The 25384-nt window shown below is 58.6% G+C and carries 21 protein-coding genes; 6 read left to right on the top strand and 15 right to left on the bottom strand.

Annotation, left to right across the window (positions count from 1 at the left end):
* Positions 1-88 precede the first annotated feature (88 nt).
* The 6 genes from odhB to sdhC all read right to left on the bottom strand — a co-directional run bounded on the left by odhB (position 89) and on the right by sdhC (position 7668).
* On the bottom strand, positions 89-1303 hold the full coding sequence (gene odhB / locus AF70_RS23060; protein WP_018925109.1) for a 2-oxoglutarate dehydrogenase complex dihydrolipoyllysine-residue succinyltransferase: 1215 nt from the start codon (positions 1301-1303) through the stop codon (positions 89-91).
* A gap of 42 nt (positions 1304-1345) precedes the next feature.
* The gene (locus AF70_RS23065; protein ID WP_018925108.1) at positions 1346-4177 is read right to left on the bottom strand and encodes a 2-oxoglutarate dehydrogenase E1 component; all 2832 of its coding nucleotides are present in this window, start codon (positions 4175-4177) and stop codon (positions 1346-1348) included.
* Between the two features lie 262 nt (positions 4178-4439).
* Positions 4440-5144 (bottom strand): succinate dehydrogenase iron-sulfur subunit, encoded by a 705-nt coding sequence (locus tag AF70_RS23070; RefSeq protein WP_007936040.1) that lies wholly within the window; start codon positions 5142-5144, stop codon positions 4440-4442.
* 11 nt (positions 5145-5155) lie between these two features.
* Complete coding sequence (sdhA, locus tag AF70_RS23075) at positions 5156-6928, bottom strand: succinate dehydrogenase flavoprotein subunit (RefSeq protein WP_019579623.1); 1773 nt, start codon at positions 6926-6928, stop codon at positions 5156-5158.
* 3 nt (positions 6929-6931) lie between these two features.
* A complete protein-coding gene (sdhD, locus tag AF70_RS23080) occupies positions 6932-7300 on the bottom strand; it encodes a succinate dehydrogenase, hydrophobic membrane anchor protein (RefSeq protein ID WP_003210573.1) in 369 nt (122 codons plus the stop codon).
* A complete protein-coding gene (gene sdhC, locus AF70_RS23085; RefSeq protein WP_015096190.1) occupies positions 7294-7668 on the bottom strand; it encodes a succinate dehydrogenase, cytochrome b556 subunit in 375 nt (124 codons plus the stop codon). The genes sdhD and sdhC overlap by 7 nt, the downstream gene beginning before the upstream one ends.
* 364 nt (positions 7669-8032) lie before the next feature.
* On the opposite strand from sdhC, the gene gltA reads away from it, so the two are divergent.
* Entirely contained in the window at positions 8033-9322 is a 1290-nt protein-coding gene (gene gltA / locus AF70_RS23090) for a citrate synthase (RefSeq protein WP_018925105.1), read from the top strand.
* 590 nt (positions 9323-9912) lie between these two features.
* Here the strand turns inward: gltA and AF70_RS23095 are convergent.
* The 3 genes from AF70_RS23095 to AF70_RS23105 all read right to left on the bottom strand — a co-directional run bounded on the left by AF70_RS23095 (position 9913) and on the right by AF70_RS23105 (position 12927).
* The gene (locus tag AF70_RS23095; protein ID WP_028940018.1) at positions 9913-11571 is read right to left on the bottom strand and encodes a cation acetate symporter; all 1659 of its coding nucleotides are present in this window, start codon (positions 11569-11571) and stop codon (positions 9913-9915) included.
* Positions 11568-11879 carry a DUF485 domain-containing protein gene (locus tag AF70_RS23100; RefSeq protein WP_007939152.1) on the bottom strand — a complete coding sequence of 104 codons (312 nt, stop codon included), beginning with the start codon at positions 11877-11879 and terminating at the stop codon, positions 11568-11570. Before AF70_RS23100 ends, AF70_RS23095 begins: the two co-directional genes overlap by 4 nt.
* A 196-nt stretch (positions 11880-12075) precedes the next feature.
* Complete coding sequence (locus AF70_RS23105) at positions 12076-12927, bottom strand: glycine betaine ABC transporter substrate-binding protein (RefSeq protein WP_028940017.1); 852 nt, start codon at positions 12925-12927, stop codon at positions 12076-12078.
* Positions 12928-13212: 285 nt separating this feature from the next.
* Here AF70_RS23105 and AF70_RS23110 point away from each other — a divergent pair, with 285 nt between their 5' ends.
* Entirely contained in the window at positions 13213-14808 is a 1596-nt protein-coding gene (locus AF70_RS23110; protein WP_026331728.1) for a beta-1,6-glucan synthase, read from the top strand.
* A gap of 94 nt (positions 14809-14902) precedes the next feature.
* On the opposite strand, the gene AF70_RS23115 is transcribed toward AF70_RS23110, so the two are convergent.
* The gene (locus AF70_RS23115) at positions 14903-15259 is read right to left on the bottom strand and encodes a hypothetical protein (RefSeq protein WP_028940016.1); all 357 of its coding nucleotides are present in this window, start codon (positions 15257-15259) and stop codon (positions 14903-14905) included.
* Between the two features lie 221 nt (positions 15260-15480).
* Between AF70_RS23115 and AF70_RS23120 the strand changes: the two genes are divergently transcribed.
* The gene (locus tag AF70_RS23120) at positions 15481-16779 is read left to right on the top strand and encodes a serine protein kinase PrkA (RefSeq protein ID WP_019579617.1); all 1299 of its coding nucleotides are present in this window, start codon (positions 15481-15483) and stop codon (positions 16777-16779) included.
* A complete protein-coding gene (locus AF70_RS23125; protein WP_028940015.1) occupies positions 16772-17560 on the top strand; it encodes a VacJ family lipoprotein in 789 nt (262 codons plus the stop codon). The genes AF70_RS23120 and AF70_RS23125 overlap by 8 nt, the downstream gene beginning before the upstream one ends.
* A gap of 223 nt (positions 17561-17783) precedes the next feature.
* Here the strand turns inward: AF70_RS23125 and AF70_RS23130 are convergent, their stop codons facing one another.
* Positions 17784-18698, bottom strand: coding sequence for a DUF808 domain-containing protein (locus AF70_RS23130; protein ID WP_028940014.1), 915 nt, complete (start codon positions 18696-18698; stop codon positions 17784-17786).
* 134 nt (positions 18699-18832) lie between these two features.
* Between AF70_RS23130 and AF70_RS23135 the strand changes: the two genes are divergently transcribed.
* The gene (locus tag AF70_RS23135) at positions 18833-19438 is read left to right on the top strand and encodes a TetR/AcrR family transcriptional regulator (RefSeq protein WP_007939160.1); all 606 of its coding nucleotides are present in this window, start codon (positions 18833-18835) and stop codon (positions 19436-19438) included.
* A 71-nt stretch (positions 19439-19509) separates the two neighbouring features.
* Here the strand turns inward: AF70_RS23135 and AF70_RS23140 are convergent, their stop codons facing one another.
* The 3 genes from AF70_RS23140 to kynU all read right to left on the bottom strand — a co-directional run bounded on the left by AF70_RS23140 (position 19510) and on the right by kynU (position 23665).
* The gene (locus AF70_RS23140) at positions 19510-20919 is read right to left on the bottom strand and encodes an amino acid permease (RefSeq protein WP_019579615.1); all 1410 of its coding nucleotides are present in this window, start codon (positions 20917-20919) and stop codon (positions 19510-19512) included.
* A 75-nt stretch (positions 20920-20994) separates the two neighbouring features.
* Complete coding sequence (locus tag AF70_RS23145) at positions 20995-22308, bottom strand: OprD family porin (RefSeq protein ID WP_028940013.1); 1314 nt, start codon at positions 22306-22308, stop codon at positions 20995-20997.
* Between the two features lie 106 nt (positions 22309-22414).
* On the bottom strand, positions 22415-23665 hold the full coding sequence (gene kynU, locus AF70_RS23150; RefSeq protein ID WP_028940012.1) for a kynureninase: 1251 nt from the start codon (positions 23663-23665) through the stop codon (positions 22415-22417).
* Between the two features lie 210 nt (positions 23666-23875).
* On the opposite strand from kynU, the gene AF70_RS23155 reads away from it, so the two are divergent.
* Positions 23876-24349, top strand: coding sequence for an Lrp/AsnC family transcriptional regulator (locus AF70_RS23155; RefSeq protein WP_007939165.1), 474 nt, complete (start codon positions 23876-23878; stop codon positions 24347-24349).
* 13 nt (positions 24350-24362) lie between these two features.
* Here the strand turns inward: AF70_RS23155 and AF70_RS23160 are convergent, their stop codons facing one another.
* On the bottom strand, positions 24363-25376 hold the full coding sequence (locus AF70_RS23160) for a helix-turn-helix domain-containing protein (protein ID WP_028940011.1): 1014 nt from the start codon (positions 25374-25376) through the stop codon (positions 24363-24365).
* Positions 25377-25384: the final 8 nt, after the last annotated feature.

Genomic DNA, 25384 nt, shown 5'->3' on the forward strand with positions numbered 1-25384 from the left:
ACCGGACGGCCCCTTTTGAGGACCGTCGTGGGACGAAGCTGGTCATTACAGAAGGGCCGCCCATCATTGAACGGCCCGTGCAACGAAATCAGATATCCAGCAGCAAACGAGCCGGGTCTTCCAGCAGGTTCTTGATGGTCACCAGGAAGGTCACAGCTTCTTTGCCATCGATCAGACGGTGATCGTAGGACAGCGCCAGGTACATCATCGGACGGATAACTACCTGACCGTTGATCGCCATAGGGCGCTGGATGATGTTGTGCATACCCAGAATCGCAGCCTGCGGCGGGTTGACGATCGGAGTCGACATCATCGAACCGAAAGTACCGCCGTTGGTGATGGTGAACGTGCCGCCGGTCATTTCTTCCATCGACAGTTTGCCGTCACGGGCTTTCTTGCCGAAGGTAGCGATGCCGCCTTCGATTTCAGCCAGGCTCATCAGTTCGGCGTTACGCAGAACCGGTACAACCAGACCGCGGTCGCTGGAAACAGCCACACCAACGTCGGCGTAGCCGTGGTAAACGATGTCGGCACCGTCGATCGACGCGTTGACAGCCGGGAAGCGTTTCAGCGCTTCAGTAGCCGCTTTCACGAAGAACGACATGAAGCCCAGGCGTACGCCGTTGTGGGACTTCTCGAACAGGTCCTTGTACTTCGAACGCAGGGCCATGACTTCGGTCATGTCGACTTCGTTGAAAGTGGTCAGCATGGCCATGTTCGATTGAGCTTCAACCAGACGCTCGGCAACCTTGGCACGCAGACGGGTCATCGGAACGCGTTTTTCTACGCGGTCGCCAGCAGCGAATACCGGAGCCGAAGCAGCCGGTGCAGCAGCCTTGGCAGGTGCAGCAGCCGGAGCGGCTTTCTTGGCGGCAACAGCTGCTACCACGTCTTCCTTGGTCACACGACCGCCTTTGCCAGTACCGGCAACGGAAGCGATGTTGATGCCGTTTTCTTCAGCCAGCTTGCGAGCAGCCGGTGCAGCAACAGGATCGTCTTCGCCCGCTTCGGCAGGAGCAGCGGCAGCAGCGGCAGGTGCAGCAGCGGCTGGAGCGGCAGCAGCACCGCCCTCACCGATGGAGCCCAGAACTTCGTCGGACAGAACGGTGTCGCCTTCGTTCTTGACGATCGCGCCCAGCACGCCATCAGCGGTGGCCAGAACTTCCAGTACGACTTTGTCGGTTTCGATGTCGACGATCAGTTCGTCACGCTTGACGGCGTCGCCCGGTTTTTTGTGCCAGGTGGCAACGGTGCCATCGGCAACCGATTCCGGGAAAGTGGGGGCTTTGATTTCGATAGCCATTATCTGTGGGTCCTTAAATTCGGTTTCAGGTGCGCGAAGGCGTTAAACAGTGAAAGCATCTTGCAGCAGTTGTTCCTGCTGCTCGGCGTGCATCGAAGCGTAACCGCAAGCAGGTGCGGCAGACGCCTCACGACCAGCGTATTCCAGGACCAGGCCTTGTTTATGGTTGGTCAGGCTGCGACGCATGTGATGCTGGCTGCTGTACCAGGCGCCCTGGTTCATCGGCTCTTCCTGGCACCAAACCACGTTTTCGAGGTTGGTGTAAGGGGCGAGCGCCTCCATCAGGTCGTCCTCAGGGAACGGATACAGCTGCTCGATACGCACGATGGCGATGTCTTCACGACCTTCGGCACGGCGTTTTTCCAGCAGGTCATAGTAGACCTTGCCGCTGCACAGGATCATGCGAGTGACCTTTTTCGGATCAAGCGCATCGATTTCCGGGATCACGGTCTGGAACGAACCTTCGGCCAGATCTTCCAGGGTCGAGATGGCCAGCTTGTGACGCAGCAACGACTTCGGAGTCAGGACTACCAATGGTTTGCGCAGCGGGCGAATCACCTGACGACGCAGCAAGTGGTAGATCTGGGCCGGCGTAGTCGGCACGGCTACCTGAATGTTGTGCTCGGCGCACAGCTGCAGGTAACGCTCCAGACGAGCCGAAGAGTGCTCAGGACCCTGGCCTTCATAACCGTGCGGCAGCAGCATGGTCAGACCGCAGAGACGGCCCCACTTGTGCTCGCCACTGGTGATGAACTGGTCGATAACCACTTGGGCACCGTTGGCGAAGTCGCCGAACTGGGCTTCCCAGATAACCAGAGCGTTTGGCTCGGTGGTCGAATAACCGTATTCGAACGCCAGAACCGCTTCTTCGGACAGGAACGAATCGTACAGGTCGAAACGTGGCTGACCCTTGTACAGGTTTTGCAGCGGGATATAGGTACCCGCGTCTTTCTGGTTGTGCAAGACAGCGTGACGGTGCGAGAACGTACCGCGACCAATGTCCTGACCCGTCATGCGAATCGGGTGACCTTCGAACGCCAGGGTCGCGTACGCCATGGTTTCGGCGTAACCCCAGTTGATCGGCAGGCCGCCGGCTTGCATCTTCTGACGGTCTTCGTAGATTTTCGAGACCTGGCGCTGAACCACGAAGCCTTCCGGAATTTCCAGCAGCTTGGCGGACAGTTCCTGCAAGGTTTTCAGATCGAAGCGAGTGTCGTGACGCGCGGTCCAGGCGTGGCCCAGATACGGACGCCAGTCCACGAACAACTCTTTGTTCGGCTCTTTGACCAGGCTTTTTACTACGTGCAGACCGTTGTCCAGCGCGTTGCGGTATTCGTCGACTTTCGCCTGAACACGCTCAGCGTCCAGCACCCCACTCTGGGTCAGACGATCGGCATACAGCTCACGGGTGGTGCGCTGCTTGGTGATCTGCTGATACATCAGAGGCTGGGTACCGCTTGGCTCGTCAGCCTCGTTGTGGCCGCGACGACGGTAGCAGACCAGATCGATCACCACGTCACGCTTGAACTGCATGCGGTAGTCGATGGCCAACTGGGTCACGAACAACACGGCTTCCGGATCATCACCATTCACATGGAGGATCGGCGCCTGGATCATCTTCGCAACGTCGGTCGCGTACTCGGTGGAGCGCGAGTCCAGCGGGTTGCTGATGGTGAAGCCGACCTGGTTGTTGATCACGATGTGCACGGTGCCGCCGGTCTTGAAACCGCGGGTCTGCGACATCTGGAAGGTTTCCATGACCACGCCCTGACCGGCGAATGCCGCGTCACCGTGGATGGAGATCGGCAGAACCTTTTCACCGGTAGGATCGTTACGACGATCCTGACGGGCACGGACCGAACCCTCGACCACTGGAGAAACGATTTCCAGGTGAGACGGGTTGAAAGCCATGGCCAGGTGAACTTCACCGCCGGTGGTCATGACGTTGGACGAGAAGCCCTGGTGATATTTAACGTCACCGGAACCCAGCTCGACCTTCTTCTTGCCTTCGAACTCGTCGAACAACTCGCGCGGGTTCTTGCCAAAGGTGTTCACCAGCACGTTCAGACGACCACGGTGGGCCATGCCAATGACGATTTCCTTGGTGCCGTAGGAGCCGGAACGCTGGATCAGTTCATCGAGCATCGGAATCAGGCTCTCGCCGCCTTCCAGGCCGAAACGCTTGGTACCCGGGTACTTGGTGCCAAGGTATTTTTCAAGACCCTCGCCGGCAGTGACGCGCTCGAGCAGGTGACTCTTGATGTCGGCGGAGTACGTCGGACGGCCGCGCACGCTTTCCAGACGCTGCTGGAACCACTGGCGCTGCTCGGAATCGGTGATGTGCGTAAATTCAGCGCCGATGGTGCGGCAATATGTCTGCTGCAACGCTTCGTGAATTTCGCGTAGGCTCGCCTCCTCTTTGCCGATGAACAGGTCGCCGGCACGGAAGGTCGTATCAAGATCGGCATTGGTCAAGCCGTAATGATTGATTGACAGGTCTGCAGGTGCAGGACGCTGCCACAGCCCCAGCGGGTCAAGCTGGGCTGCCTGGTGGCCACGCATACGGTAGGCCTGGATCAATCGCAGCACTTCAACTTGCTTCTTCTCGTGCTCACTGCTCACGCTGCCGGCGGAAACCGGTTGGGCGCGGCGCTGGTTCTTTGCCAGCAAGACGAAATGATCACGAATTGTGGAGTGCGAAACATCGGTGGCAGTGTTGCCATCAGCAGGCAACTTCTGGAAGTAGGTGCGCCACTCTTCTGGCACAGCGTTAGGGTCGTGCAGGTAGAGCTCGTAGAGCTCTTCCACATAGGCAGCGTTACTACCGGAAAGGTAGGCGCTGTTCCACATGCGCTGCATCACGCTTTCTTGCATGCTTGGTCACCCTCGGTTAGGGGAACACCACCGGCGTCGACACCGAGCAAACTTGCAGAAGTCCGAATGCAGCGACTAAAACAAGCCACTTAGGATCACGCTGATAGTCCGGGTACCAGCCCGGATGCCCCTGCTTGTCTCATTTCTTCAAAATAAGAGCCGCAGCCTTATGGGCTGCTGCTCAGGTTAAAACTACGGCGCCGGTTGAAGCCTGCGCCGTAGCATCTACGGGTACAGCGGTTCTACGGGTACAGCAGCTGAATCACACGCCGCTTTGCAGCAGCATGTTACGGATGTGACCGATGGCCTTAGTCGGGTTCAGGCCTTTCGGACAAACGTTGACGCAGTTCATGATGCCCCGGCAGCGGAATACGCTGAACGGGTCATCCAGCGAAGCCAGACGCTCGGACGTCTTGGTGTCGCGGCTGTCTGCCAGGAAGCGGTACGCTTGCAGCAGGGCAGCCGGGCCCAGGAACTTGTCCGGGTTCCACCAGAAGGACGGGCACGAAGTCGAGCAGCAAGCGCACAGGATGCACTCGTACAGACCGTCGAGCTTTTCACGCTCTTCCGGGGACTGCAGACGCTCGATGGCCGGAGCCGGCGTGTCGTTCTGCAGGTATGGCTTAACCTTTTCGTATTGCTTGTAGAAGATGCTCATATCGACGACCAGGTCACGGATAACCGGCAAACCTGGCAGAGGACGAACGATCAGCTTGTTACCTTTTACGACGGCAGACAGCGGCGTGATGCACGCCAGACCGTTTTTGCCGTTGATGTTCATGCCGTCGGAACCGCAAACACCTTCACGGCAAGAGCGACGATAGGAGAAACCTTCGTCCTGCTCTTTGATCAGGGCCAGCACGTCCAGCACCATCAGGTCTTTACCACCGGTATCAACCTGGAATTCCTGCATGAACGGCGCAGCGTCCTGATCAGGGTTGTAACGATAAACACTGACTTTCAACATGGCGGCCACCCTTAATAAGTCCGAATCTTAGGTTCAAAAGTCGGAACAGTCTTCGGCGAGAAGTTCACTGCACGCTTGGCAACGCGCTTCTCACCCGGGAAGTACAGGGTGTGGCACAGCCAGTTTTCGTCGTCACGGTCTTCAAAGTCTTCACGGGCGTGAGCACCGCGGGACTCTTTACGTACTTCTGCAGCGATGGCGGTAGCTTCGGCCACTTCCAGCAGGTTCTGCAGCTCCAGCGCTTCGATACGCGCGGTGTTGAACGCCTGGCTCTTGTCGTTGATCTTGACGTTGGCGATACGGCCACGCAGATCAGCCAGTTGAGCAATACCCTTCTGCATGTATTCGCCGGTACGGAATACACCGAAGTAGTTCTGCATGCAGTTTTGCAGCTCGCGACGCAGGGTTGCCACGTCTTCACCATCGGTACGCTCGTTCAGAGCGGACAGACGCGACAGGGCCGCATTGATGTCGGCGTCGGTGGCGTCGTCGTATTCGATACCGTCGGTCAGCGCTTTTTCCAGGTGCAGACCGGCCGCACGACCGAAGACCACCAGGTCGAGCAACGAGTTGCCGCCCAGACGGTTGGCACCGTGAACCGATACGCAAGCCACTTCACCAACCGCGAACAGGCCCGGAATGATGGTGTCTTTGCCTTCGGCGTCCTGAGTGATCGCCTGGCCATGAATGTTGGTGGCAACGCCGCCCATCATATAGTGGCAAGTCGGAACAACCGGAACCGGAGCGACGACCGGGTCAACGTGCGCAAAAGTCTTGGACAGTTCGCAGATGCCTGGCAGACGGCTGTGCAGCACTTCCTCGCCCAGGTGGTCGAGCTTGAGCATTACGTGGTCGCCATTCGGACCGCAACCGTTGCCGGCGATGATTTCCTTAACCATCGAACGGGCAACCACGTCACGACCGGCAAGGTCTTTGGCGTTCGGAGCATAACGCTCCATGAAACGCTCGCCGTGCTTGTTGATCAGGTAACCACCTTCACCACGGCAACCTTCGGTTACCAGTACACCGGCGCCGGCGATGCCGGTCGGGTGGAACTGCCACATTTCGATGTCTTGTACCGGTACGCCGGCACGCAGCGCCATGCCAACGCCGTCACCGGTGTTGATCAGGGCGTTGGTGGTCGAAGCGTAGATACGACCTGCACCGCCGGTGGCCAGTACGGTGGCCTTGGCACGGATGTAGGTGGTTTCACCGGTTTCGATGCAGATCGCAATCACACCGACGAACTCGCCTTGACCGTTCTTTACCAGATCGACAGCGTAGTACTCGTTCAGGAACACGGTACCGGCTTTCAGGTTGCCCTGATAAAGGGTGTGCAACAGCGCGTGACCGGTGCGGTCGGAAGCGGCGCAAGTACGGGCAGCCTGCCCGCCTTTACCGTAATCCTTCGACTGACCGCCGAACGGACGCTGGTAGATACGACCTTGCTCGGTACGCGAGAACGGCATACCCATGTGGTCCAGCTCGTAAACGGCAGCCGGGCCTTCCTGACACATGTATTCGATAGCGTCCTGGTCACCGATGTAGTCGGAACCCTTGACGGTATCGTACATGTGCCAGCGCCAGTCATCGTTCGGGTCGGCAGACGCAATGGCGCAAGTGATGCCGCCCTGGGCCGATACGGTGTGCGAACGAGTCGGGAAAACCTTGGTGATCACGGCAGTCTTGTGACCGCCTTGTGCCAGTTGCAGCGCAGCGCGCATGCCAGCACCGCCGCCACCAATAATGATGGCGTCGAAAGAAATCGTTGGAATGTTAGCCATGGATCAGATACCCCAGAGAATCTGCACACCCCAGACGAAGTAAGCGAACATCGCAACGCCGCATACTGCCTGGAAAAGGAAACGTACTGCAGTCGCGGACTTACCCAGCGCCATCGGCGTCAGGTAGTCGGTCGCGATGGTCCACATGCCGACCCAGGCGTGAGCGCCCAGGGCCACAAGGGCCAGCAGACTGAAGATACGCATCCCGTTGTGGGCGAACAGGCCATGCCATTGGGCGTAGCCAATGCCAGGATTCGCAGCGAGGTATCCGATCAGGAAAATGAAATAAGCCGCGAGAACAACCGCAGACACACGTTGCGCCATCCAGTCATAGAGGCCCGAACGCGAAAGGTTCGTAACGCTGGTTACCATATCCAAACTCCTGCCAGAACGATCAACACCACGGAAACGGCGATGATAATTTTCGAGCCCAGGCGGCCGCCTTCCAGCGTCTCACCGATGCCCATGTCCATGATCAAGTGGCGCACACCGGCTACCAGGTGATACAGAAGAGCGGACAGGAGGCCCCATGCTACGAACTTGGCCAGCGGGCTGGTCAAGCATGCCTTCACCTCGGCAAAACCTTCCTCGGAACCCAGAGACTTGCCCAATGCATAAAGCATGAAGCCAAGGCCCAGGAAGAGGATGATGCCGGAAACACGGTGAAGAAACGACGTAACGCCGGTGATGGGGAGTTTGATGGTCCTTAGGTCTAGGTTTACAGGTCGTTGGCTTTTCACGGCTTTTTTTTTCACACTGAAGAGCCCCTAACAATCAGGGCAAAGTTGTTGGGGAGTGCACTGGTCAGGTAACCACCACCCAGGGATGCGACCCCCAATAAAGCAGGCCCAAAAGCCCCTGGCGGTCGGTGGCCGAGTATAGACAGTTAGGCTACTAATGACAACGCGTTCACCTTCCCCTAATAGCGGATTGCACAAGTGACATAAAAGGCGTAAACGGCAGGCAATTTCGAGAAAAAAGTGCGGTTAAAGCCTTCTGGAGCAAGACTTTAGGCAAATTGACATTCGAATTTATCTCACTATAGTGGTGCGGGCCCTGCGTGGGGGGTCTGTCTGATGATTTCAAGCATAAATAGGAGGCCACATGGCTGACAAAAAAGCGCAGTTGATCATCGAGGGCGCAGCCCCCGTCGAGCTGCCCATTTTAACCGGCACCGTTGGTCCCGATGTTATCGACGTTCGGGGCCTGACGGCCACGGGCCGTTTCACCTTTGACCCTGGTTTCATGTCGACCGCCTCCTGCGAGTCGAAGATCACCTACATCGACGGCGACAACGGTATTCTGCTGCACCGCGGCTACCCAATCGAACAGCTGGCTGAAAAGTCGGACTACCTGGAAACCTGCTACCTGTTGCTCAACGGCGAGCTGCCGACCGCAGAACAGAAGGCCCAGTTCGTCGGCACCGTGAAGAACCACACCATGGTCCACGAGCAGTTGAAGACCTTCTTCAACGGCTTCCGTCGCGACGCCCACCCGATGGCCGTCATGTGCGGTGTAGTTGGCGCCCTCTCGGCGTTCTACCACGACTCCCTCGACATCAATAACCCGCAGCATCGCGAAATCTCCGCGATCCGCCTGGTTGCCAAGATGCCGACTCTGGCAGCAATGGTTTACAAGTACTCCATGGGCCAACCCATGATGTACCCGCGCAACGACCTGTCGTACGCGGAAAACTTCCTGCACATGATGTTCAACACCCCGTGCGAGATCAAACCGATCAGCCCGGTACTCGCCAAGGCCATGGACCGGATCTTCATCCTCCATGCCGACCACGAGCAGAACGCATCGACCTCCACCGTACGTCTGGCAGGTTCCTCGGGTGCCAACCCGTTCGCCTGTATCGCCGCCGGTATCGCTGCACTGTGGGGTCCTGCCCACGGCGGGGCGAACGAAGCCGTGTTGACCATGCTCGATGAAATTGGCGATGTCTCGAACATCGACAAGTACATCGCCAAAGCCAAGGACAAGAACGATCCGTTCAAACTGATGGGCTTCGGTCACCGGGTTTACAAAAACCGCGACCCACGCGCTACCGTCATGAAGCAGACCTGCGACGAAGTATTGAAGGAACTGGGCATCACCAACGATCCGCAACTCGAACTGGCCATGCGCCTGGAAGAGATCGCCCTGACCGACCCGTACTTCATCGAACGCTCGCTGTACCCGAACGTCGACTTCTACTCGGGGATCATCCTCAAGGCGATCGGCATTCCAACCAGTATGTTCACCGTGATCTTCGCCCTGGCGCGGACCGTCGGCTGGATCTCCCACTGGAAAGAAATGCTCTCCAGCCCGTACAAGATCGGCCGTCCGCGCCAGCTGTACACCGGTTACGAGTCGCGTGACATCACCCCGCTTGAAGACCGCAAATAAGACCTGTCTTGCGATAACGTCTTAAGTTGCACCGAGAACGGCCTCTATGTAGATAGAGGCCGTTTTTGTTTGTGCTCTTTGGTTGTGTGTATATCCGTTTCTTCGGTAACGGCGGCTTATGGTTTCGCTCTTACAGCGAGTCACTTTCGAAAAGCGCGAAAGTAACCAAAGCGCTCTTGCCCCTTTCGTTCGGTGCCTCGCCTTGGCTCGGCATGCCCTCGCTCCGGTCCTGCTCCGTGGGCCCGCCGCCATCCATGCCGGGTTGCCCACTGCGCAGAACCTCCACTCGGCCTCTCGAGGGGGCGTGCACCTCAAAAGCAAAGCGAGGCGGCCTACCGGCCGACCTAGCTTCAAATGAACGCGTTCCCCCGTAGGAGTTGCCGAAGGCTGCGATCTTTTGATCTTGATCTGGCTTTTGATCTCACTCTGCCCGCCCCTTTTTCAAAGTGACTCGCTGTAAGAGCGAAACCGCCAGCCGGCGTTACCGCAGAAACGGATATGTACACACAAAGGGCGATAACCGCCCAATAAAAATGCCCCGATCTCTCGACCGGGGCATTCGTGTCAGCGCAGCTTATATATAAGAAGCCTTAGTGCGAAACCGCCCCACTCGCCCCCAACCCGGTCTGCGAACGGACAAACTGCGGGAAGAACAGCGCCCGCTCGTTTACACCCTCAGCCGACTTGTCGGTGATCGAGAAGAACCAGATCCCGATAAAGGCAATGATCATCGAGAACAGCGCCGGGTATTCATACGGGAAGATCGCCTTCTCGTGACCCATGATCTGCACCCAGATGGTTGGCCCCAGCACCATCAAGCCAACCGCACTGACCAGCCCCAACCAACCGCCGATCATCGCACCGCGAGTCGTCAGTTTCTTCCAGTACATGGAAAGCAGCAGCACCGGGAAGTTGCAGCTCGCCGCGATGGAGAACGCCAGGCCCACCATGAACGCGATGTTCTGCTTCTCGAACAGAATGCCCAGGCCGATCGCCAGCACCGCCAGGGCGATGGTGGTGATTTTCGAGACGCGGATTTCGTCCTTCTCGTTGGCCTTGCCCTTCTTGATCACGCTGGCATACAGGTCATGGGACACTGCCGAGGCACCGGCCAGGGTCAGGCCAGCCACCACCGCCAGAATGGTCGCAAACGCCACCGCCGAGATGAAGCCCAGGAACACACTGCCACCCACCGCGTTGGCCAAATGCACCGCCGCCATGTTGTTGCCGCCCAACAGCGCGCCTGCCGCATCTTTAAAGGCCGGGTTGGTGCTGACCAGCAGGATCGCGCCGAAGCCGATGATGAAGGTCAGGATGTAGAAGTAGCCAATGAAGCCGGTTGCATACAGCACACTTTTACGTGCTTCTTTCGCGTCGCTCACGGTGAAGAAGCGCATCAGAATGTGCGGCAGGCCAGCGGTACCGAACATCAGTGCCAGGCCGAGGGAGAACGCCGAGATCGGGTCTTTCACCAGACCGCCCGGGCTCATGATTGCTTCACCTTTGGCGTGAACCTTGATCGCCTCGGAGAACAGCGTGTTGAAGTCGAAGTTGACGTGCTTCATCACCATCAGCGCCATGAACGAGGCACCGGACAACAACAGCACCGCCTTGATGATCTGCACCCAAGTGGTCGCCAGCATGCCGCCGAACAGCACGTACAGGCACATCAGGATACCGACCAGGATCACCGCAACGTGGTAGTCCAGGCCGAACAGCAGCTGAATCAGCTTGCCGGCACCGACCATTTGCGCGATCAGGTAGAACGCCACCACCACCAGCGAACCGCACGCCGACAGCGAGCGGATCTGGGTTTGCCCCAAGCGATAGGACGCCACGTCGGCAAAGGTGTACTTGCCCAGGTTACGCAGGCGTTCGGCGATCAGGAACAGAATGATCGGCCAACCCACCAGGAAGCCGATCGAGTAGATCAGGCCGTCGTAGCCGGAGGTGAACACCAGGGCGGAAATACCCAGGAAGGACGCCGCGGACATGTAGTCACCGGCAATCGCCAGACCGTTCTGGAAACCGGTGATCTTGCCACCCGCCGCATAGTAGTCGGCGGCCGATTTATTGCGCTTGGACGCCCAATAGGTGATGCACAAGGTTGCCCCGACGAACACCACGAACATCATGATCGCGGATACGTTGAGCGGTTGTTTCTGCACTGCACCTGTCAGGGCCTCAGCCGCCCAGGCGCCCGGTGCAAAGGCTGCGATGCTCAAGAGAGCGATTAGACGCCGGATCATTGCTGAGCCTCCTTGAGAATCGCATTGTTCAAGTCGTCGAATTCGCCGTTGGCGCGTCGTACGTAGATACCAGTCAGGACAAAGGCCGAAACAATCAGCCCGACACCGATCGGAATGCCCCAGGTTATCGAAGACTCGGGGCTGATCTTTGCGCCCAGAATATGCGGCCCGTAAGCGATCAAAAGGATGAATCCGGAGTACAGCCCAAGCATGATCGCTGAAAGAATCCAGGCGAATCGTTCCCTCTTGCTAACCAGCTCCTTGAAGCGCGGGCTGTTTTGAATCGAGAGGTAAATGCTGTCGTTCATTGTTTTTATCCTCGCAGCACAGATTTTAGTTGGAACGTTATCCACTCTATGCGGCTGCCGGAGAGGTTCCAGACGACCTTAGTATTAGAACGACATGACGGCTTCTCCCCCGCCGAATTCCCACAGAAAGCAAAAAGCCCCTTGGCATTTAAGCCAAGGGGCCTTGGGAGGTGCTGACCAGACGCTTCAGCTCAAATCATTTGGTCCATTCGGCAACGCGATCCGGGTGTTTAGCCACCCAGTCTTTCGCTGCGGCTTCAGGCTTGGCACCGTCCTGAATCGCCAACATGACTTGGCCGATTTCGTCTTTCGACGCCCACTGGAAGTTCTTCAGGAACTTCGCGACTTCAGGCGCTTTGGTTGCCAGTTCTTTGCTGCCGATGCTGTTCACGGTTTCAGCTGCGCCGTAAACGCCTTTCGGGTCTTCCAGGAAGCGCAGTTTCCACTTGGCGAACATCCAGTGCGGCACCCAACCGGTGACGGCAATGGATTCGTTTTTCTTCTCGGCACGGGTCAGCTCGGCAATCATGCCGGCGCCGGAACTGGCCTTGAGGGTGTAATTGTCCAGACCGTAATCCTTGATGGCCTGATCGGTCTTGAGCATCACGCCTGAACCGGCGTCGATGCCGACGATACGGCCCTTGAAGCTCTCGTCGGTTTTCAGATCCGCAATCGACTGGGCCTTGACGTACTCCGGCACGATCAGACCGATTTTCGCATCCTTGAAGTTCGGGCCGTAGTCGACGACCTGATCCTTGTTCTTCGCCCAGTATTCGCCGTGAGTCACAGGCAGCCACGCCGACAGCATGGCGTCGAGTTTGCCGGTGGCCACACCTTGCCACATGATCCCGGTGGCAACCGCTTGCAGTTTCACGTCATAACCGAGTTTCTGTTTGATCACTTCAGCAGCCACGTTGGTCGTGGCGACGCTGTCCGACCAGCCGTCGACATAACCGATCGTTACTGCCTTGCCTTCAGCGCTGGCTACGGTAGAACTGATTGCCAGCACCAAAGCGGCACCTGCGCCCAAGAGTCGTCGCATCTTCATCGTTACTTCCCCGAAAGTGCTGCACTCGACGGATGCCGAGTCGCTCAACGTATTTTTATGGTGCACAGCGCCCCCATCACGCCGACCGCAAACTCGCTCGATTATCAGTGGAGTACTGATATGTCGATCATCAACCTGACGCCAACAGTGACCTGCTCTGCCAGCGACCTCAAGACATCGAGAAACGACATCAGAAGGCCATTAATCGCGACAACTAAAAATGCATAGGCCATCCCGCCTGAACTTTGCATGTCAAAACCAAGCAGCCCACCAAGCGTAGGCAAAATGCAGGTAACATGCCCGGCTTTGCTCCCAGACGGCCTGAACATGCCCGCGACATCACGCTTTCCTTTTTTGGCTTATCTTTTCGCTTGCCTGCTGGGGCTGTTTGCCCTCGGCGGCTTCTGGTACGGCCTCGGCAAACCGGTGATCCTGCCGGACGTGGCCAGCGCAACGCACAAGCTGCAATGCGCCTCCTACACCCCGTTCGACAAGGACCAATCGCCATTCGACGTGCCGTTCAAACTGCGCCCCGAGCGCATGGACGCCGACCTCGCCCTGTTGGCGACCCGATTCGAATGCATCCGCACCTATTCCATGACCGGCCTCGAAGCCCTGCCCGACCTGGCGCGCAAGCACGGCCTGAAGCTGATGATCGGCGCCTGGGTCAACAGCAACCCGGTGGACACCGCCAAGGAAGTCGACCTGCTGATCGCCTCGGCCAATGCCAACCCGGATGTGGTGACCTCGGTCATCGTCGGCAACGAAGCCCTGCTGCGCAAGGAAGTCACCGGCGCGCAACTGGCAACGCTGATCAATAAAGTCAAAAGCCGGATCAAGCAACCAGTGACCTACGCCGACGTCTGGGAGTTCTGGCTCAAACACCCGGAAGTCGCCCCGGCAGTGGATTTCCTGACCATCCATTTATTGCCGTACTGGGAAGACGATCCGTCGAACATCGACGCCGCGCTGCAACATGTGGCTGAAGTGCGCCAGGTGTTCGGCAACAAGTTCGCGCCCAAGGACGTGATGATTGGCGAAACCGGCTGGCCGAGCGAAGGTCGTCAGCGCGAAACGGCGCTGCCGAGCCGGGTCAATGAAGCCAAGTTCATCCGCAGCTTTGTGATCATGGCCGAGCAGCAAGGCTGGCATTACAACCTGATCGAGGCGTTCGACCAGCCCTGGAAACGCGCCAGCGAAGGTGCGGTGGGCGGTTATTGGGGACTATTCGACGCTGATCGCCAGGACAAGGGCGTGCTCGCCGGGCCGGTCTCGAACGTGCCGTACTGGTCGCAATGGCTGGCGGTGGGTGGCTTGATCTTCATCGGCACGCTGATCCTCGGCGGTCGGGTTCGCAGCACCCGCGCAGCGTTGGTGCTGCCACTGCTCGGTGCCCTGGCGGCCTGCTCGATTGGCGCCTGGGGCGACCTGGCCCGCGTCACCACCCGTTTTGCCAGTGAATGGTTGTGGGTAGCGTTGCTGACGGGGTTGAACCTGTTGGTGCTGGCCCATGCCGCGCTGACCTTGAGCGCCCGCACCGGTTGGCGTGGGCGCGCCTTCAATGCACTCGAACGTCGAGCCGGCTGGTGGCTGGCAGCGACAGGTTTTGCCGCGGCGGTGATGATGCTGGAACTGGTGTTCGACCCGCGTTATCGCAGCTTCCCGAGTGTCGCCTTCATCCTGCCGGCACTGGTGTACCTGTGCCGGCCGGTGAGCGTGCCTCGTCGGGAAATCGCCGTGCTGACCTTCATCATCGGCGCCGGCATTGCGCCGCAGCTGTTTCGTGAAGGTCTGCAGAATCAGCAGGCTTGGGGCTGGGCGCTGGTGAGTGTGTTGATGGTCGCGGCGTTGTGGCGCAGCTTGCGGGTTCGCAAAGGGTAATCAACACAGCAAGATCAAAAGATCGCAGCCTGCGGCGGCTCCCACAGGGAAACGTATATCCCCGTGTAGGAGCCGCCGCAGGCTGCGATCTTTTTTATGCCCGAACCAGACGCAAAGCAGCAATCACCACCGCAAACACCGCCAACGTGGTGGTGTACAACGCCAGCGCCGGAAACCCGAACACCAGCGCCAATACCGCCAACCACCACCCTGCCCGCCCTGGCAGCACAAAACCGGTCACGGCTGCCGCCACTGCCGCCCAGCCCAACACCTTGAAATGAATCATCAAACCCAGGTTCGAACGCACCTGGCATTCCCAGCGACTGGCCTCGTCAACGCAGATGCCGACCCATTGAGCATCCTCCATGAAGCCATAACGCGCGCCATAACTGGCGGCCAGCCACAATGGCAGAAGAACGAGCAGCAGAATCACAGGCAGACGGCGGGACATGAAGCACTCCAATAAACGAAATCGGCCGCCAGCTTAATCCCCCGCCCTTGGTAAGCAAATAACATCAATTAACTGTTCATGAAATAACTGCAAAGTGTATCGTCCCGCTACCGTTGCTCCGAAATCAGGCCTGTTTGCGGCCGATGCATGGCACTTTGGCCCAAATCCGATGGTCATAGCCTGCGAACTTCATCTGGCACCTTCCTCTAAGGGATCTAGTCATGCTCCGTTCCTTGCGCTTCGCCGCCCTGTTTGGCGGCTTGCTTTTAAGTGCGTCCGTACTGGCGGCCGATATTGACGCCGCCAGTTATGGCTACCCCCTGACCAACCCGTTCGAGGCGACCATCGCCACGACACCGCCCGACTTGCGCCCGGAATTGCCGCTGGATGAAGACATCAATCAGTCGGACCGCAGTGTCACGATGCGCCCGGAGCGTGAGTTCAATCTGCCGGACAACTTCTGGCCGGTGAAAAAACTCACCTATCGCATCGCCACGCAGGATCATGCCGCACCGTTGATCTTCCTGATCTCCGGCACCGGTGCACGCTATGACAGCACCCTCAACGAATACCTGAAAAAGCTCTATTACAAGGCCGGCTATCACGTGGTGCAGCTGTCGTCGCCCACCAGCTTCGACTTCATGAGCGCCGCCTCGCGCTTCGCCACCCCGGGCGTGACCAAGGAAGATGCCGAAGACATGTACCGGGTGATGCAGGCTGTGCGGGCGCAAAACCCGAAACTGCCGGTCACCGATTATTTCCTGACCGGTTATAGCCTCGGCGCCCTGGATGCGGCTTTTGTTGCACACCTGGACGAAACCCGTCGCAGCTTCAACTTCAAGAAAGTCTTGCTGCTCAACCCGCCGGTCAACCTTTACACCTCGGTCACCAACCTGGACAAGCTGGTACAGACCGAGGTCAAGGGCATCAACAACACCACCACTTTCTATGAGCTGGTGCTGGGGAAACTGACCCGTTACTTCCAGCAAAAGGGCTACATCGACCTCAACGATGCCCTGCTCTACGACTTCCAGCAGTCCAAGCAACACCTGAGCAACGAGCAGATGGCGATGCTGATCGGCACTTCGTTCCGTTTCTCGGCGGCGGACATCGCCTTTACCTCGGACCTGATCAACCGTCGCGGCCTGATCACACCACCGAAATTCCCGATCACCGAAGGCACAACCCTCACGCCGTTCCTTAAACGCGCGCTGCAGTGCGACTTCGACTGCTACATCACCGAGCAGGTTATCCCGATGTGGCGCGCCCGCACCGACGGTGGCAGCCTGCTGCAACTGATCGATCAGGTCAGCCTGTATGCACTGAAGGACTACCTGCACGACAGCCCGAAAATCGCCGTCATGCACAACGCCGACGACGTGATCCTCGGCCCTGGCGACCTGGGCTTTCTGCGCCGCACCTTTGGCGACCGCTTGACTGTTTATCCATTGGGCGGCCATTGCGGCAACCTCAACTATCGCGTCAACAGCGACGCCATGCTGGAGTTTTTCCGTGGCTAAATACCTCCTGCTGATCGCAGCGTTACTCTGTGCAGGCGTCGCCAATGCCGACAACAGCAAAGCCAACGCCCCAGTGGTGATCGATAAAGACGGCTTCAAGGAACCGCTGAGCAAACTCAAATTCAACCCGGGGCTGGACCAGCGCGAGTTCGAACGCTCATCGCTCAACGCACTGAACGTCTATGACCCGCTGGAAGAGTGGAATCGCCGCGTCTACCACTTCAACTACCGATTCGACGAATGGGTGTTCCTGCCCGTGGTCAACGGCTATCGCTACGTCACCCCAAGTTTCCTGCGCACCGGCGTCAGCAACTTCTTCAACAACCTCGGTGATGTGCCAAACCTGGTGAACAGCCTGCTGCAATTCAAGGGGCAGCGCTCGCTGGACACCACCGCGCGCCTGCTGCTCAACACCACCATTGGTGTCGCCGGCCTGTGGGATCCGGCCACCGCCATGGGCCTGCCGCGCCGCAATGAAGACTTCGGCCAGACCCTGGGCTTCTACGGCGTACCGGGCGGCGCCTACCTGGTGCTGCCGATCCTCGGCCCGTCGAACCTGCGTGACACCGCAGGCCTGGCGGTCGACTACACCGGCGAATCGGCGATCAACTTCCTGAACGTGTCCGAAGTCAGCTCCAACCACCCGGAAATCTGGGCACTGCGCGCTATCGACAAGCGCTATCAGAACGGCTTCCGCTACGGGCAGATGAACACACCGTTCGAGTATGAAAAAGTGCGTTACGTGTATACCGAGGCGCGCAAGCTGCAGATCGCCGAGTAACTTCGTCGGCAACAAAAAAGGCCATTCGATTTGCGTCGAATGGCCTTTTTCAGGCGCGGCGTATCAAACACCACCAATCACTGTAGGAGCGAGGCTTGCCCGCGAATGGAGCGCGTCGGTTGAACTGAATGACCGCATTATCGTTCTTCGCGGGCAAGCCTCGCTCCTACGGGATTGCCCTCGCGAGCAAGCATGACCCCACTCTCGACCGTATTGCCAAGCTTCAGGCTTTCACTGTCTTCCAAACCTTGCTGACAGCCATTACCCCAATCAGCACCGCCGCCCCTGCCACAATCCCGGCCACCGCATTCAGCAACGTCGGCACGATAAACCCGGCCCCACCGGCACCAGCACTGACACTCTCGATCCAGTGATGAACCACCGGCACGCCATGGGTCAGAATCCCGCCGCCAACCAAAAACATCGCCGCGGTGCCGATCACCGACAGACTTTTCATCATGTACGGTGCCGCGCGCAGAATCCCGTCGCCGATGCTTTTGGCCATTTGCCCAGGCTTCTGGGTCAGCCATAGACCGAGGTCATCGAGTTTGACAATGCCGGCCACCAGGCCATAGACGCCGATAGTCATGACGATGGCGATGCCCGAGAGCACGATCACTTGCTGGGTCAGCGAAGCGTCAGCCACAGTGCCCAAGGTGATGGCGATGATTTCCGCCGACAAAATGAAGTCGGTACGAATCGCCCCTTTGATCTTGTCCTTCTCGAACGCCACCAGATCGACTGCCGGATTGGCCACGGCCTCGACCAGCTCTGCGTGTTCAGCCTGATCTTCGGCTTTGCTGTGCAGGAATTTGTGGGCGAGTTTTTCGAAGCCTTCGAAGCACAGGTAAGCGCCACCGACCATCAGCAACGGTGTGACCAGCCACGGAATGAACGCACTGATGGCCAATGCCGACGGCACCAGGATCAGCTTGTTGAGAAACGAGCCCTTGGCGACTGCCCATACCACCGGGATTTCCCGTTCGGCACGCACGCCGGAAACCTGCTGGGCGTTGAGCGCCAGATCGTCGCCCAGTACACCGGCGGTCTTCTTCGCGGCCATTTTGGTCATCAACGCTACATCGTCCAGTACGGTGGCGATGTCGTCGATCAGCACCAGCAAACTGCTTCCTGCCATGAATCGGGTTTCCTTCTTGAATGAATGGTGCGCAGCATAACGCGACCCGAGGCCACACGGGGCATTCTTGAGCGTCGCGCGAGGCCGGTGCTACCATGCGCAACCGCCAGAACAGGCAAGGAACCCCTTGGTTTATGAGCACTATCCGCGAGCGCAACAAAGAACTGATCCTGCGTGCCGCCAGTGAAGAATTTGCCGACAAGGGCTTCGCTGCGACCAAAACCAGTGACATCGCGGCCAAGGCCGGGCTGCCCAAGCCTAACGTCTATTACTACTTCAAATCCAAGGAAAACCTCTACCGCGAGGTCCTGGAAAGCATCATCGAGCCCATCCTGCAAGCCTCGACGCCGTTCAACGCCGACGGCGTGCCCAGCGAGGTGCTCAGTGGCTACATCCGCTCGAAAATCCGCATCTCCCGCGACCTGCCCTTCGCCTCCAAAGTGTTCGCCAGCGAAATCATGCACGGCGCCCCGCATTTGAGCCCCGACCTGGTCGAGCAGCTCAACGGCCAGGCCAGGCACAACATCGACTGCATCCAGACCTGGATCGACCGCGGCCAGATCGCCCCGATCGACCCCAACCACCTGATGTTCAGCATTTGGGCCGCGACCCAGACCTACGCCGATTTCGACTGGCAGATTTCTGCAGTGACCGGCAAGGCCAAGCTGGATGAGGCTGATTATGAGGCGGCGGCACAGACGATTATCCGGTTGGTGCTCAAGGGGTGTGAGCCGGACTGATAGCGGCCCAGGATCAATGCCGACTCGGCAGTCCATGAAAACTGCCGGTCGGGATTGCATGTTTGCGCCCTCTAAACCTTCGGCAGCGGATTCAACGCCACGGCTGCCCTGGGTTTTCTGAAGAAGATCCAGTAGACAATCGTGAGGATCAGCAGGAAAGGCACACCGAATACCAAGGTCATTTTGAAGGCATCGGTGAAGTAGGTGGTGATCATCACCGCGCCCATCAGCAGCAGCCCCAACAGCGTGGTGTACGGGAACAGGCGCATGCGGAAGGACAGTTTCCGTTCACCGTTGCGCTCGTGGTAGCGACGGAAACAGTAGTGGGTCAGGAAGATCATGAACCAGGTGAAGATCGCGCCGAACATCGAGATCGCCATCATCAAGGTGAAGGAGCTTTCCGGGTACAGCACATTGAGCAACGTTGCCAGGGCAATGCCGGAGCTCGACAGCAACAAGGCATTCAGCGGGATTCCGGTCTTGCTCAACACCCCCATGGACTTGGGTGCATAACCGCCGCGGGACAGGCTGAACATCATGCGGGTGGTGATGTAGAGCTGACTGTTCATCGCCGACAACGCCGCAATCAGGATCACGAAGTTCATCACGCCGGTTGCGCCGGGAATGCCGATGGTCTGCATGACGGTGACGAATGGGCTCTGCGCTTGACCGGCCTGGACCCACGGCACAATCGCCAGCATCAGGGCCAGGGTCAGCAGGTAGAACACCACCAGCCGCACGATGGTCGCACGAAAAGCCTTCTTCACCGCCCGCTCCGGGTCCTGCGCCTCGCCGGCGGCCACTGCGATCATTTCCACGCTCAGATAGCTGAAGATCGAGACGATCACCGCAATCCACATGCCTTGCAGACCATTGGGAAAGAAGCCGCCGTGGGCGGTGTAATTGTGCACGCCGTAATCCGCGTTGCCGGAACCGAACACCACATACACCGCGAGGATGATGAAGCCGACAATCGCACCGATCTTGATGGTCGAGAACCAGTACTCGAAGGTGCCGAAGGTTTTCACGCTGATGGCGTTGAGCACGATCAGCATGCTCGAGAACGAAACAATCCAGATCCATTCCGGTACGTTGGCGAACCAATACTTCATGTACATCGCCACCGCCGTCACTTCCGTGCCCACTGCCAGCACAATCGCCGCCCAATAGGCATAGCGCACCAGGAACCCGGCCAATGGGCTGACATAGAATTCGGCATAGGCGCCGAACGAGCCGGAGGTCGAATGGGCCACCGTCATTTCCGCCAGACAGCCCATCAACAGCAGCGTGATGATCGCGCCAATCGCATAGCTGAGCAGCACGCTCGGCCCGGCATAACCAATGGCGTAGGCACTGCCCATGAACAGCCCGGTGCCAATCGCACCGCCAATGGCGATCATGCTCATCTGACCCGAGGTGAGCTGGCGCCTGAGGCCCTGCTCACGCTTGGAGATGTTTTCAAAACCGGCGTTATCGGTCATTTTTTCTTTCCTCTGAATATTGTCTTTCTTGAAGAGAGCAAATCGTTTGGGTTGCCGGTGGGGATCAGCCACGGATCAGAAAATATTCAGCGGATACTCGATGATCACCCGGACTTCGTTGTTGTCGGTGGTGTCCGCCCGGGCCACCTGGGCGGTGGAACGTATACTGGCCTGGCGCACACGTATCGACAGGTCCTTGGCCTTGCCCTCCTGCACCACGTAGCGCGCTTCAATGTCACGCTCCCAGCGCTTGCCGTCACTGCCGTAACGTCCATAGGCACCATTGGGGCCGCCGTCGTAGTGGCTGTCGTCGATATGGTCACCGCTCACATAGCGCGACATGAAGCTCAGGCCCGGCACGCCAAAGGGCGCCATGTCCAGGTCATAACGCAGCTGCCAGGAACGCTCATTGGGCGCGTTGAAGTCGAGGATCTGTACCGAGTTGGCAAGGAATATCGAGGTGCCCGGCTGCTGATCGAAGCCGAGATAATCGAACGGTTCATCGCCATCGACCCGTTGGTAGGCCAGGGTCAAGCGGTGCGCGCCCACCTTGTAAGCGGCGGCCAGCGACCAGGTGGTGTTGTCGATCTTGCCGGCCAGGCGCTGGCCATAGTCGTTGGTGCGATAGAGGTTGAAATCCAGGTTCAGCGACTGGTTTTCGCTCAGGGCATAGCTGTAGTTGGCGTTGGCGTAGTACTGCCGCCAGATATCAGCGAACTGCGAACCGTACAGGCTGACGCTCAATTGATCGCTCAGGGCATAACTGCCGCCCAGATAATCGACGCTGCGGGTTTCCACCCCGGCATACAGCGCCTTGAGGGCGCCATCGTCGTTAGTCGACGCACTGTCATTGCCCGAGGTGAAGTGCCCGGCATCGAGTTGCAGTCCTTTCAACTCGTTGCTGGTCAGCTGGAAACCATTGGCGTAGGTGGTGAACAGGCGCGCCGAGCCGGTGCCGAACACCGGGTTGAGCGGTGTCAGGTTGCCGTACTTGAGTTCGGTCTTCGAGATCCGCGCCTTGAGCGCGCCACCCGCTTCGGAATACTCATCCTCGGCGCGTCCATCGGAATCGACCGGCAACAAACCGGTGCCGGTACGCCCCCTGCCGCTGTCGAGCTTGAGCCCCAACTGCGCGTAGGCGTCGACTCCGAAACCCACTGTGCCCTGGGTATAGCCGGAACGGTAATCGAGCATAAGTCCGTGGGCCCATTCCTCCCGATAGTTCTGGCCGCCCGGGTTGTTGAGGTTGTTGCGGTAGAAATAGAAATTGCGATGGGTCAGGGTCAGGCTGCTGTCTTCAACGAATCCATTGTCGGGTGCGGCATAGGCCACTTGGCCGAGACAGCTGGTAATGGCGAGCGGCAAGGCGGGCCAAAGGGACAATTTCATTCTGCGTGTTCCTTATTATTGTGTTTTCACAGAAGTGCTTATCGGAGGCGACCGAAGCCCTGCTGCCGGGAAATTCGCGGCAGCAAGACAAAGGCGTCGGGGGGTATCAGGTGACGCTGTGGCGGATCTGGAATTGCTCTTGCGACCAGGTTTTCTGATCAAGTATTTCGCCGAGGATCTGCACCGCATCCCAGACCTCGGTGAAGCGGGTGTACAGCGGGGTGAAGCCGAACCGCATGATCCGCGGCTCGCGGTAATCGCCGATCACGCCACGGGCGATCAAGGCCTGGATCACCGCATAACCCTGGGGATGTTCGAAGCTGACATGGCTGCCACGTTTGACGTGTTCGCGTGGAGTGACCAGGGTCAGCTCATGAGCGGCGCAGCGCTGCTCGACCAACTGGATGAACAGGTCCGTCAGCGCCAGGGACTTGCTGCGCAGGCTGGCCATGTCGGTCTGGGCGAAGACATCCAGACCACACTCGATCATCGCCAATGAAGTGATGGGCTGGGTGCCGCACAAATAGCGGGCGATTCCGCTGCTCGGCTGGTAATGCGACTCCATGGCGAACTGCCGCGAATGACCAAACCAGCCGGACAGCGGTTGCGCCACCAGATCGCACAACTCAGGGGAAACCCAGACGAAAGCTTGCGAGCCCGGACCGCCATTGAGGTACTTGTAGGTGCAACCGATGGCGTAGTCGGCGCGCGCATGATGCAGGTCGACCGGCACCGCCCCGGCGGAATGCGCCAGGTCCCAGATGGCCAGCGCGCCACATTCGTGGGTCAGCGCGGTCAGGGCCTGCATGTCGTGCATGTAGCCGGTCTTGTAGTTGACGTGGGTGAGCATGACCACCGCGGTGTCCTGGTCAATCGCTTGCGGCAGCTCTTGCGGGCTGTCGACCAGACGCAGGCTGTAGCCCTGCTGCAGCATGTCCGCCAGACCTTCGGCGATATACAGGTCAGTCGGAAAGTTGCTGGTCTCGCTGACGATCACCCGCCGCGTCGGCGCCCGCGTGGCCTGCACACGCAGGGCGGCGCTGAGCACCTTGAACAGGTTGATCGAGGTGGTGTCGGTCACCACCACTTCGCCGTCACCGGCGCCAATCAGCCCCGCCAGTCGATTGCCCAGACGTTCAGGTAAATCGCGCCAGCCAGCGCTGTTCCAACTGCGGATCAGGCCATTGCCCCATTCATCGGCGATCACTGCCTGAGCACGCGCCAGCGCTGCGACCGGGCGCGCGCCCAGGGAGTTGCCGTCGAGATAGATCACGCCTTCAGGAAGCGCAAACTGCTGACGCAGAGGGGCCAGAGCGTCCTGCGCATCAAGCGCCAGACAATCGTTTCTTGTAGTCATTGGGTGTCCTGCTTTTTTGAAAGAAGTGCCGTCCGGGCAAATCGCGGTAGTCGGGTGTGAGTGTCGTGTTTCAGGCGTTATTTGCGCCTTCACGGTGAGGAAATAATGAACGAAGCTTTAGAGAATTTTCGTGCAAAGTAAGCGGCCATCTAGTATTTATCTCGTAGAAAATTCGAATCCAACGCCAAATATCGAGGATTTATTCTAACCATGACTCTCGACCCGACAGACCTGCGGATCCTGCATCTCTTGCAACGTGACGGCCGTATCAGCAACCACGAAATGGCAGAGAAGGTCGCACTGTCGCCGTCGGCCTGCTTGCGCCGTTTACGCTTGCTGGAAAGTGAAGGAATCATCACCGGCTATCGCGCGATGCTGAACGCAGAGAAGCTGGGAGTCGAACTGGAAGCCATCGTCCATGTGTCATTGCGACAGGACGTCGAGGACTGGCACGAGACCTTCATCAAGAAGGTCCAGTTGTGGCCGGAAGTGGTCACCGCCTACGTGATTACCGGGGCGAGCAATTATGTTCTGCGGGTCCAGGCACGCAACGTCAAACACTTCTCCGACTTCATCGTCAACCAACTGAACCGCACGGCGGGGGTGACTGATATCCGCTCGGAAATCGTGTTGCAGAAAATCAAGGAGCGGGAGACGTTGCTTGATTTGGTGGTGCGTAAATGAGCCGCCGGGATATTCAGCCCCCGCGCATGCGCCGGGCTTCGTTACGCTGCAAGGTCGTGCTGGGGGACTCGTCGAACAACTTGCGGTATTCGGCGGAAAAACGTCCCAGATGCGTAAAGCCCCAGCCCATGGCAATCGCAGAAATATTGCGCGCCGAGCCGTGTTCGAGGATTTCCTGGCGCACTGCGTTCAACCGGTACTTTTTCAGGTAGACCATCGGCGACAGGGCGAAGTACTTCTTGAACGCCTCGCACAGCTTGAAACGCGAGACCCCGGCCGCGACCTCGATATCCTCCAGGTGCAAGGCTTCGCGCGCATTGTCGTGAATGTATTGCTTGGCCCTGATCAGGTAGTGCGGCAGTTTCACGCCGAGCACGTTGCGCAATTCTTCGGAGTAGTTGTTCGGCTGGGCGAGGATCAAGCCTTTGATCAATGAGCTTTCGATGTCCCGAGTGAAGACCACCTGTTCGTACAGTTCATTGCTGCGTTCCAGCTCCGCGATGAAATAACGCGCCATGCGCCACCACGAGGCCGACGCGCCGTCCACCGCATCCATCACCGGCTCGAAACGCAGCGGCGTATCCAGCGGTCGCTGCAGCATGCCCTCCAGCGACTCGCTCATGGCGACGCGGGTGATCACCACCTGAACTTTGCGGCAGTCGCCGGAGATCGCCAGCATCTGGTTCTCGTTCGGGGAAATAATCACCCCTTGATCGCGGTTGGATTTCGACACGCTGCCGTTCTTGCTCAGCTCCTGCTCGCCCACCAAAGGCAAACTCAGGCTGTAACTGCTGAAATGCTCGGCGTCTTCGATATCGATGGTGACATCGGTGCCGTATGAGAGCGTGCCCAGGGTCGTGGCCATCGACTTGAACACATTGGCGCTGTGATGAAAGCGGATCCGCTCGGGCGTCGAAGTCTGCAGGCGGTGCGGCCCACAGATACCAGACATCCAGTTCCTCGCACCCTCGAGGTCATAGTGATCGATACGAATGTCGCGAAACTGCGGATCAGCGTTGCTACTCATCACGGCGC

Origin of the sequence: Pseudomonas sp. KD5, from assembly GCF_012932895.1 — a bacterium.
In the GTDB taxonomy this organism is placed as follows: Bacteria; Pseudomonadota; Gammaproteobacteria; order Pseudomonadales; family Pseudomonadaceae; genus Aquipseudomonas.

What these genes read in the sequence shown, in the direction of transcription:
- AF70_RS23115 (WP_028940016.1), bottom strand. Translation starts at nt 15,259, where the DNA reads ATGTCCCGCCGTCTGCCTGTGATTCTGCTGCTCGTTCTTCTGCCATTG.
- AF70_RS23100 (WP_007939152.1), bottom strand. Translation starts at nt 11,879, where the DNA reads ATGAACGACAGCATTTACCTCTCGATTCAAAACAGCCCGCGCTTCAAG.
- AF70_RS23110 (WP_026331728.1), top strand. Translation starts at nt 13,213, where the DNA reads ATGCAGGTAACATGCCCGGCTTTGCTCCCAGACGGCCTGAACATGCCC.
- AF70_RS23140 (WP_019579615.1), bottom strand. Translation starts at nt 20,919, where the DNA reads ATGACCGATAACGCCGGTTTTGAAAACATCTCCAAGCGTGAGCAGGGC.
- gltA (WP_018925105.1), top strand. Translation starts at nt 8,033, where the DNA reads ATGGCTGACAAAAAAGCGCAGTTGATCATCGAGGGCGCAGCCCCCGTC.
- sdhA (WP_019579623.1), bottom strand. Translation starts at nt 6,928, where the DNA reads ATGGCTAACATTCCAACGATTTCTTTCGACGCCATCATTATTGGTGGC.
- AF70_RS23130 (WP_028940014.1), bottom strand. Translation starts at nt 18,698, where the DNA reads ATGGCAGGAAGCAGTTTGCTGGTGCTGATCGACGACATCGCCACCGTA.
- kynU (WP_028940012.1), bottom strand. Translation starts at nt 23,665, where the DNA reads ATGACTACAAGAAACGATTGTCTGGCGCTTGATGCGCAGGACGCTCTG.
- AF70_RS23070 (WP_007936040.1), bottom strand. Translation starts at nt 5,144, where the DNA reads ATGTTGAAAGTCAGTGTTTATCGTTACAACCCTGATCAGGACGCTGCG.
- sdhD (WP_003210573.1), bottom strand. Translation starts at nt 7,300, where the DNA reads ATGGTAACCAGCGTTACGAACCTTTCGCGTTCGGGCCTCTATGACTGG.
- AF70_RS23145 (WP_028940013.1), bottom strand. Translation starts at nt 22,308, where the DNA reads ATGAAATTGTCCCTTTGGCCCGCCTTGCCGCTCGCCATTACCAGCTGT.
- AF70_RS23135 (WP_007939160.1), top strand. Translation starts at nt 18,833, where the DNA reads ATGAGCACTATCCGCGAGCGCAACAAAGAACTGATCCTGCGTGCCGCC.
- AF70_RS23105 (WP_028940017.1), bottom strand. Translation starts at nt 12,927, where the DNA reads ATGAAGATGCGACGACTCTTGGGCGCAGGTGCCGCTTTGGTGCTGGCA.
- AF70_RS23155 (WP_007939165.1), top strand. Translation starts at nt 23,876, where the DNA reads ATGACTCTCGACCCGACAGACCTGCGGATCCTGCATCTCTTGCAACGT.
- AF70_RS23095 (WP_028940018.1), bottom strand. Translation starts at nt 11,571, where the DNA reads ATGATCCGGCGTCTAATCGCTCTCTTGAGCATCGCAGCCTTTGCACCG.
- AF70_RS23160 (WP_028940011.1), bottom strand. Translation starts at nt 25,376, where the DNA reads ATGAGTAGCAACGCTGATCCGCAGTTTCGCGACATTCGTATCGATCAC.
- AF70_RS23065 (WP_018925108.1), bottom strand. Translation starts at nt 4,177, where the DNA reads ATGCAAGAAAGCGTGATGCAGCGCATGTGGAACAGCGCCTACCTTTCC.
- AF70_RS23120 (WP_019579617.1), top strand. Translation starts at nt 15,481, where the DNA reads ATGCTCCGTTCCTTGCGCTTCGCCGCCCTGTTTGGCGGCTTGCTTTTA.
- odhB (WP_018925109.1), bottom strand. Translation starts at nt 1,303, where the DNA reads ATGGCTATCGAAATCAAAGCCCCCACTTTCCCGGAATCGGTTGCCGAT.